Genomic DNA, 8972 nt, shown 5'->3' with positions numbered 1-8972 from the left:
CATAAGCTAAATCTTCTATTTTTTCGATACCTTCTGTGTTCAAGTAGCTTTTAAACTGTTGAATAAAACCTTTATCATTAGCTATTTTACTCCAAGTTTCAGTATTATAGCTTTTGAACTCTTCAAATAAAGGTAGACCTTCATTTCGGTTATTGTTAAACTTCACGTCATAACGGCAGTTGGCACAGATATCATCTAAACCTTTTTCAAACTTCATATCTAAATGCTCAATGTTTTCAGGCGTATATTTTTTAGGGTTTTTCTTAAAGGTGGAAAGCATATGCTGTGTACCTTCACGCATAGCGGCATTGCTACTTAAAGCGCCTTCTTCTATTTTTTTCCATAAATCAGGACGGTTTCTAAAAGTATGAGCAACCTCTACATAGTTTTCGAGCATCTCATCTATGGTACGACCTCCAAAAATTTTCCTACCTGCATCTGCTTTTATAGCAAAGCTAAGATTCTTTTTCCCAATCTACTTTTAAGACTTCAGTTTTAAAATCTTCATAGATTAAGAAATATTCTCTAAGAACATTTTTTAAATCTTCATAATTTCTAAAACGAGCATATTTAATTTTTTCAAACTCTCTTCCTTTATTGATTGTTATTAACTTACATATTCTTGAAAAAGGGCCTCCTCCTGATATGGCTTTATTTTTCTTACTTTCCCAATACATTATAACTTCAACCTTTCCATATTTTAATGAAAAATGAAAATAGAAATTAATTTCATTTATAGGTTCTAAAATCTGAAAGAAGTTTTCTTTCTTTTTATATTTAGCTGTATATCCTAATTCTTTTACAATTTTTAAAACTTCTTCATTAGAGTAATTCTCAAATGTGTTCTCATAATTATTCTGAACACTAAGAGCGTAGTGCCTTTTATAGAGATTTATTTTTTCATAAATCTCTAATTCTTTTTTATTTAATTCCATACTTATTCAGGTCTGAATCTTATTTCTATGTTGTACTTATCCTTTGCCAAATCAATATATTCTTGCAATTGAGAAAAGTTTTTATTCGCTTCAGGAATTTCAAGAATTTGTTTACCTTTTAATTTTTTACCATCTAAATCAGGATACTTATTAGATCTAATTCGTATACCCTTGTGATATTTACTTTTCATTTCTTTTAGATAACTCTCAAATGTAGAAAGTTCTATATCTTCTAAATTGGTTGCTTTTCGTGAAACAATCTCTCCTAAATCAAGATCATAACTATCTAGACGTTTACCATTTTCAAGATGAATTTCATTATAGTCATACCAATCATTATCTATTGCTTTTTTATTAAATTCATTTCCTCTTGCCATAGGTGAATCGTTTAACCAATAGTCTCGTTCTTCTTTCCAGCTTAAACGGTTTCTTGCTGATTTAGATTCTTTAGATTTCCTTGCGAGATATTTTTGATAATCTTGCTCTAAGGCATTATCAATAAACTTACCTTCTTTTATTTTAAAACGTTATTCTTCTCTTTCAAAAATATGTAAGGTATTATTACTATCTAAGATATACACCTTATTCTCAGAAACTTTTAAATCTTTAAGCTGAGTAAACCTATCATCTCGTTCACCTACTGTAATAGGTTCTGAAATGTATACAATTTCTTTGGTATTAATATCTAAAACGCCAAATCTCAGTTGATTAGAAAGGTAAAAATACAATAAATCATCTTGAACGATGTATTGGGTAGAAGTATCTTTCCCTTCGATATTGTATTTTTCAAACTCCTCTTGTAAACCATATTGAGTAGCAAAAGGAAGTTCTTGGTTTAAATCTATTTCAATAAAAACATCCATAGCCATACCAAGAATTTTCCCTTTTCCACTATCTAAGAGATAGTCACTCCTATAAAAACCTTTAATTTTGGTAATAGTTTTTTCTACAGCTTGATGATATTCAGGAATATGATATTTTAATTCTCCTGTTTCAATATCTAAACCTATAAAACCTCCTAACTCTATAAAAGCCCAAAAAATATTGTTGTGTATACCTATAAGCTTATATACCCTAAAATATCTTTCTTCATCCCACGAATTTTTATACTTTCCAAATGAAGCAAGAGAAAACTCCCATAGATGCTCTTTCTCTTGAATAGAAAAAGCTCTGATAGACATCACATCATCATATATTTTATTCTTTTTGTATATATATATATATATATCCATTTGGAAAAAACTTATAGAAAATTTGTCAATTTCACCTAATACTATGAGATTTTCTTTTCTATCTATAATAGCAGTAATATCCTCTAGATATTCATTTGAATATTGTGTTTCTAAATAATCGTTAGATAAATATAAAAAAACTTTATCTTCGCCCTCTTCTACCAACTCCAAATTTTCGTCAAAAATTTTGTAATTATTATTCCATTCAGAACAATAGAACTTATTATTAAACATAACAAGCGGGCTTAGTGGTGTTTTATAAAGCATCTGTTTCTTTTCACCACATTGAATTTCACGTGATGTATTGATGTAATAAGGTTTGCCTTTATAAATAACATAATCTCTTACATTATCTATTTTAGAATTTAGTTTAAACATTTTATTGTGATTTTATAAAGTTATAAAGTGGAGAATTGGTGTCTTTTATTAGTAGTTTAAATACTTCTTCTCTATTTTTATTTATAAGTCCTAAACTTTTCTTCAACTCAGGGCTCATAATCTCTAAAATTTCATCACTGTTACGTTTAAACAATTCTTTAAAAGCTTGTTTTACTTCATTTATATTAGCTTTATTACTGTTAATCACATAAGCTAAATCTTCTATTTTTTCGATACCTTCTGTGTTCAAGTAGCTTTTAAATTGTTGGATAAAACCTTTATCATTAGCTATTTTACTCCAAGTTTCAGTATTATAGCTTTTAAATTCTTCAAATAAAGGCAAGTCTTCATCATATTTCCTGCTAAACTTCACATCATAGCGACAATTAGCACAAATATCATCTAAGGCATTTTCAAATCGCATATCTAAATGCTCAATATTTTCAGGAGCGTATTTTTTAGGATTTTTCTTAAAGGTGGATAACATATGCTGAGTACCTTCACGCATAGCGGCATTGCTACTTAAAGCGCCTTCTTCTATTTTTTTCCATAAATCAGGACGGTTTCTAAAAGTATGAGCAACCTCTACATAGTTTTCAAGCATCTCATCTATGGTACGACCTCCAAAAATTTTTCTTCCTGCATCTTTACAATTACCGCAAGGAGCATCTTTATATTTCTTCAAGAAATCTATCAATCCTTGTTCACCTCCAATAGCTTTTAATTTTTCGGCATTTTCAGGGGCTAAATAATGAGTGATTTTTTCTATTGTTTTCTTATCATCTATAAATTTAGAGCCTTCGGAGAATGCTTTAGTAAGTATGTTGTTTGTTTTTTTAGAGAGGTCTTCAGCAAGGTTTGCTATTTGTTTTCCAGTTTTTCCTAAGTTATCTAACTGAGTGTTTATAGAATAAAGGTCTAACTGTTTTTTAGTTTCATCTAAAAAGGCTTGGGTTTGTTTGTTGTCGATAGTTGTGGCGATATAAAGCTCGTTAGGGGCTATATCATTTATGTTTTTGTAAACTAACTCAACCTCGTCGTTGTCAGCTTTTTTAGCTACGACAACCATAATCTCTTCATTGAGAGCTTTTGCTCCTCCTCTTATATAGGCACCACTGGCAAGAGGCAAGATAGCTCCAGCTGAGTAAATTGTTAAATTAGTAGCATCGTTACGCGCAGAGGCATAGGCGGCACATAGAGGGTCGGTGAAAATATCAGCCCCTGGAATAAGGCTTATGAAATCTAAAGTGCCATAAACGGCATCGTCTAAAACCTTTAGTTTTTCAAAATCATAAAAGACTTCAGAAGGGAGTGTTCCTTTTTCTAAGGCTATTTTTACTTTATTCTTAAACTGCCAAGTATCAACTGAGTTTTGCCATAGGTAGAGAGGATAATTAGGTGTTTTGTCTATTCCATAATCCATATACACCTCTCTAAACCTGCCTAACTGATGAATGTCTACCTCTTCCCAAAGTGCTTTATTTTTCAATCCATCTTGTGCGTATTCAGCTTTTAGACTTTTTATAAGAGCTTTTCTGTTTTTATTTTCACAATTCTGATAAAGTTCGGGATAATCGCTTGTATAAACACAATATTTATTTCTTCTAAACTCTTTTGACTGATAGAAAGTTAATTTTTTAATAAAAGGATAGCCTCGTAAGTTTTCTTTTGATTTATAGGTATAATTTCTTACACTTCCATCAGCATATTGATAATATTTATTCATTATCAAGGGCTTAGGAATATCTTGATATAGGGTAAGAAGTTTTTCAAAAATGGAATTCCCTTTATATTTGCTTCGGATAATGCTATTATCTGTCTGGGCAAAACTTATTGTATGGCAATTTAGTTTTTTAATAGTACCTTCTTTGAAAATAGACTCATATTCAGAGGAAGCTACCACTAAATATACTAACTTACGATCAGATTTATTGCCAGAAACGCCCTCTATTGCTTTTTGTGCTAAATCGGAAAGTATATGCTCTGGTATATAGGAATTTTTTCTTAATGGTAAAAATGTAAGTACTACATCTATTTTTGTATAATACGATAATAGATGTAATTTTTCCTCTAATTCATAAAGTTGTTTTTCAGGTACATTAGTTACAAAGTTATTTACAATGTGGTTGTATTGCCCAACAGCAACAACTTCTTTTTTTCGTGAAGTTGCTATTTTTTTAATAGCATTTGCTAAATACTCTTTTAAATCTTTTTGATATTCAGCAAGGTCAGAGGTTTTAATTACTCTAAAATTGTCACAAGGACTATCTATAGAATTTTCTTTTTGACAGGCGATCGTATTTACAAAAGTAATAGGAGTTCCTGTGAAACTAACAGTACCCTTTTTATCTTTAATATATCCCCAAGAGGTTTTATAGTAAGTATCACTACCACAAAAATTACCTGTTCTATATAGATAAATTTCTGTTTTATCATTTATTGATGTTTGATAATCAAGTTTTAAAAAGAGTCCATCTAAATTTTTATAACCTACAAATTTTTCATTAGAGAACTCGGCATAGTAGGCTTTTTTATCTTCTCCTAAAATTGCGGGCAAAGCTCCTTGTGGTATTTCTGATAGCTCCTCTCTATCAATCGCTGTAGTATGGGATCTATCATATTTAAAAGGTCGCCAATCAGGAGTAAGCCATATTTTACCTCCAAATTCGCCCTCACTTTGTCCTTGGAAAGCGTATAACTTCACTTTAGGGTCGTTGATTTGCTTCCAATCAGCAAAGAGGAGGGCTTCATCGGAGGTGTAGTCCATTAGGGAGGGGACATTACCTTGTTGTTTTTTCTTGAATGGGTGTGCTAGTTTAAATATTCCGTGACCCAATTCGTGGGCGAGGGTTCTTTCGGTTTGGTCGAATACAAAACCAAACTGTCCGCCCAGTGCCATATAGCCTCCTTGTCCGGTACTGCTCTTGGCATTGGTAATAAACACGTAATAGGTATCGTTTGCTACCTTGCCTGTGGCTTTATAGGCATTGATAACCGCCTGTTGTGACGGACTGTAATCGGTAAGGTCACCAAATACATCTTTGGTTTCCAACACGCCATTGGTCAAATAAGGTGTGATATCAAAAGGTGCTGCCCAAGTGATATCTAAATTTACTCCTATCTTGCTATAAATAGATTTTACTCTATCTATATCCATAGAAGTGTTTTCGGAAGTGGGTACAAGGATTACCTTGGCAGTTTTAGGTGAGAGGTGTACCAAGTTAAACACTCCTGCGATTTGGTATTTCTTGCCCTGTTTGATAGTAGCTTGTACTTGTTCTACTGCAAAGCTATGGAAACCTTTGAGGGTAAGCAAAAAGTCGTTAGAACCTTCTACTCGTTTGGATTCGATGAGTGCGCCTTTATCGGTTTTGAAGATAAGGCTATCAGTGCTAATATTCTTATCGGTAATCTGTACTTTGGCTAAGAAAGGTTCTGTTTCGCCTTTTACCACCGCTTTAAACGGAATGTACTTACCGTCAAGCTTTTGGTAGTCCTTACTATAGGCTTTGGTAGGGACTTCATAAGCGTATTTAGAGTCGGCTGTATTCTCAAAAGTCACCTCAATACCTTTGGCGGTAAGGGCTGTAGCCTCACCATTTTTGCTAACACCATTGGTGTTTTCCTTCGTAGGTTTGCCTCCTTGAGCTACTGTTTGAGGTTCAGATACTTTACCGTCTTTATCTATGTGATATATCTTTTCTTGGGTAGAGGTTACTCCGTTGGTAGTAGTGGTTACTTTTCCTTTGACAGTGGAATCATTGCCTCCAAATGGGAATACTTCCTTGCGACCGTCTTTACCTGTAACAACTATTTCACCATTGCGAGTTTCTACCTTATCAATCTCAAAAGGTACGTTTATCTCATTAGATTTTTTGCCTTGACCTATGAGGTTTTCTATGAACTGTACATTTTTCCAATCGGCATCATAAGTAGTTTTCACTACTCCATCTGTGAGCTGGTAATCACTGTTGATTTTGACGTTTTCAAATTCTACCGCCAGCTTAGTATCGTTCAAGTAAGGCACTTTTATAAAGCCTTTACCTGAAAATACACCATTGCTACCACTCACCTCCAAAAGGGTAACCGCAAAATCACCTGCTGTAAACACTTCATTGGTTATTAAACTATTGAGAGGCTTTTGGTTTGTAATCGTTATTTTGGGTACAATTCCGCAGTTATACCCTTGCTCAGTGGTGTTGGGTGTTTTCTCTATTTTGAAAGTCTGTATATCCGAATACACATAGCTGGGAGTAATACCATAGCATTCGCCCTCGCAAGAAGCTCCTACACGAAACTCGTACTCACCCGCCTCCAAGTCGGCGATGAGGGTTTGGGTATTTCGGGTAAAGGTCTCGAACCACTGTGCGCCTTCTACGTTTTTCTTACGGTATTGGATATGGTATTTTTGATGCAGTGTGTGCCCTTGCCAGAGTAGTTTGGTACGACTTTTACCCTGCTGTTCGCTTAGCAAAAAGAGCGGTTTGCTACAGTTTACGGCGTAGACAAACGTGTGTACCTCGCTATAACCATTGTTTTTAAAGACACTATTTTCTGCCAGTCCACCTGTGGAGATAGCTCTTACGCGCCACGCATAGCGTCTGCCAGGAATGAGGTTGGGTTTGCTCACATCATAGACGAAGCTGGTCATTCGCAAATCGTCTTCTTTGAGTATGCGTCGGCTTACTTCAAAAGCAAAACGAGGGTCGAGGGTAGAGTCTAAAATCTCACGTAATTCAAAGGAATAGGTTACATTGGTCGCGTTGATTTGACGGGGTGTCCAACTGAAAATAATGTTTTGAAAATCGGTTACAGCTACTTGCTCATTATCAGTAGGGATATTCAAGATTGGAGGGTCGTTGAGCATTAGATAGGCAATGGCACAATGGCTTTGTGACAGCCAACGACCACTGAGCACATCTTTTACCCTAAAGCAGAACGAGTACATCCCATCGGGCAAGGCAGAGGCGTATTGTTGTGAGGTGATACCTTGCAGGTTGCGCAACTGGAAGTAGCTTGCCAGCTCGGCATTAGTGAGGCGGAGGATTTCGCCTCCACTGATACGCAAGGGTGAAACGCCTGAAAGTATGGGGGCTGAGGCTGCTGTAAGTCCATTGCCTTTAATCTCTACATATAATTGTACGGGGCGGTTCTGTACACTCAAGTCGGTAGTGATGAGTTGCAGTTGTACCTTATTAGCCATTGGGTTGGCATAGTCAGCAATCTTACTACTATATGGAGGTGTGAGCACAGGCACTACCTGCACAGGGTAGGTTTGTGCTATGAGCTGCCACGTTGTGAGCAGAAAGAGGAATATGTAAGAGAATAGGCGCATCGTACTTAAGGAATGATAATGATTTTTTTACTTAATCGTTGGTAAGGAGTTTCTAAAACCAATATATAGGTAGCAGCTGGTAGTGGGTCTTGAAAATCAACCCAGTGTTCAGTAGCTGAAGCTGAGTTTTTCTCGCTCACTAATTGCCCTGTGATACTATATAAACGGAATTTGATAGCCCCTGCTTTTTCTAAAACTACTTTGGCTTTGAACTTGCCATCGTTAGGGTTAGGTGCGACTTCAAATTCTCTTACAAAAGCCTCATTGGTTTTTTGAGTTTTAGGTAAATCGGTAGCGGGTTCTACAATGATATTCTTGTAGAACAACTCAAAGCAATTACCTTGTGTTTGCTTGATGCCTATGCGGTATTCACCTTTTGCTTTGAAAATGAGAGAGATATAGTCATCATTTTTGTTGGTGACTTCAATAGCTTCATTTTCGGGTACTAACCACTCAGTAGTTTCTCCTTTAGGATTACTGGTATTTACTAATATTACCTCTTCATTCTCATAGGCTTGGGTAGTGAGTAAAAACTCAGAAGCTATTTGAGTATTTACACTTTCAATGGTAATAGCATCTGTTGCTGTACAACCATCTTTGGTAGTTACTGTAGTACACATACCAACGTTTATGCTTTTTCAGAATCTCTTCTTTTTCTCTTTCAGAAAAAGCTGAAAGTCGTTTTTCAGAAATAATTTTTGGATAGATTTTTGGAACAGAATATTTTTCTTTTCCATAAGTTCTTTCATTTTCGTATACTCGGAAATATACTCGGTTTTATACTCGCTTTGTATGAGTTCATAAAGTATAGACATAAAAAAATACGCTTTAAAGCGTATTTTTATTAGGTTTTAATTTTGTAGCGAAGACGGGATTTGAACCCGTGACCTTTGGGTTATGAATCCAACGCTCTAACCACCTGAGCTACCTCGCCATTAAGTTTAATATTTCTTTGCGGGTGCAAAAGTACTACTTTTTTTTATATTACCAAAATTTTAATCGTTTTTTTATGATAAAATTTATTTGTATAATGTAAGTATTTAGAAATCAAAATTTTAAATTTTGAAAATATTATAGAAAGGATAGGAGATA

At 34.6% G+C, this 8972-nt stretch carries 6 protein-coding genes, 1 tRNA gene and 1 pseudogene; all 8 read right to left on the bottom strand.

Features of this window, described 5'->3' with window-relative positions; genetic code table 11:
- Positions 1 to 397 (bottom strand): annotated as a pseudogene (locus Q0162_RS08630) (hypothetical protein); the annotation flags it as partial.
- A 58-nt stretch (positions 398 to 455) separates the two neighbouring features.
- Entirely contained in the window at positions 456 to 935 is a 480-nt protein-coding gene (locus tag Q0162_RS08625; RefSeq protein WP_198473837.1) for a hypothetical protein, read from the bottom strand.
- A gap of 2 nt (positions 936 to 937) precedes the next feature.
- Positions 938 to 1312 carry a hypothetical protein gene (locus Q0162_RS08620; protein ID WP_297890945.1) on the bottom strand — a complete coding sequence of 125 codons (375 nt, stop codon included), beginning with the start codon at positions 1310 to 1312 and terminating at the stop codon, positions 938 to 940.
- 150 nt (positions 1313 to 1462) lie between these two features.
- Positions 1463 to 2545: a hypothetical protein gene (locus Q0162_RS08615; protein WP_297890944.1), complete on the bottom strand. Its 1083-nt coding sequence runs from the start codon at positions 2543 to 2545 to the stop codon at positions 1463 to 1465.
- Position 2546: 1 nt separating this feature from the next.
- The gene (locus Q0162_RS08610) at positions 2547 to 7880 is read right to left on the bottom strand and encodes a hypothetical protein (RefSeq protein WP_297890943.1); all 5334 of its coding nucleotides are present in this window, start codon (positions 7878 to 7880) and stop codon (positions 2547 to 2549) included.
- 5 nt (positions 7881 to 7885) lie between these two features.
- A complete protein-coding gene (locus Q0162_RS08605) occupies positions 7886 to 8500 on the bottom strand; it encodes a T9SS type A sorting domain-containing protein (RefSeq protein WP_297890942.1) in 615 nt (204 codons plus the stop codon).
- 18 nt (positions 8501 to 8518) lie between these two features.
- Complete coding sequence (locus Q0162_RS08600) at positions 8519 to 8695, bottom strand: hypothetical protein (protein ID WP_297890941.1); 177 nt, start codon at positions 8693 to 8695, stop codon at positions 8519 to 8521.
- A gap of 45 nt (positions 8696 to 8740) precedes the next feature.
- Positions 8741 to 8814, bottom strand: a tRNA-Met gene (locus Q0162_RS08595).
- Between the last annotated feature and the right edge of the window lie 158 nt (positions 8815 to 8972).

It is taken from the genome of uncultured Capnocytophaga sp. (assembly GCF_937936315.1).
Lineage (GTDB): Bacteria > Bacteroidota > Bacteroidia > Flavobacteriales > Flavobacteriaceae > Capnocytophaga.
The sequence above is the reverse complement of the archived record's forward strand: the minus strand, read 5'-3'. Positions and strand labels throughout refer to the sequence as shown.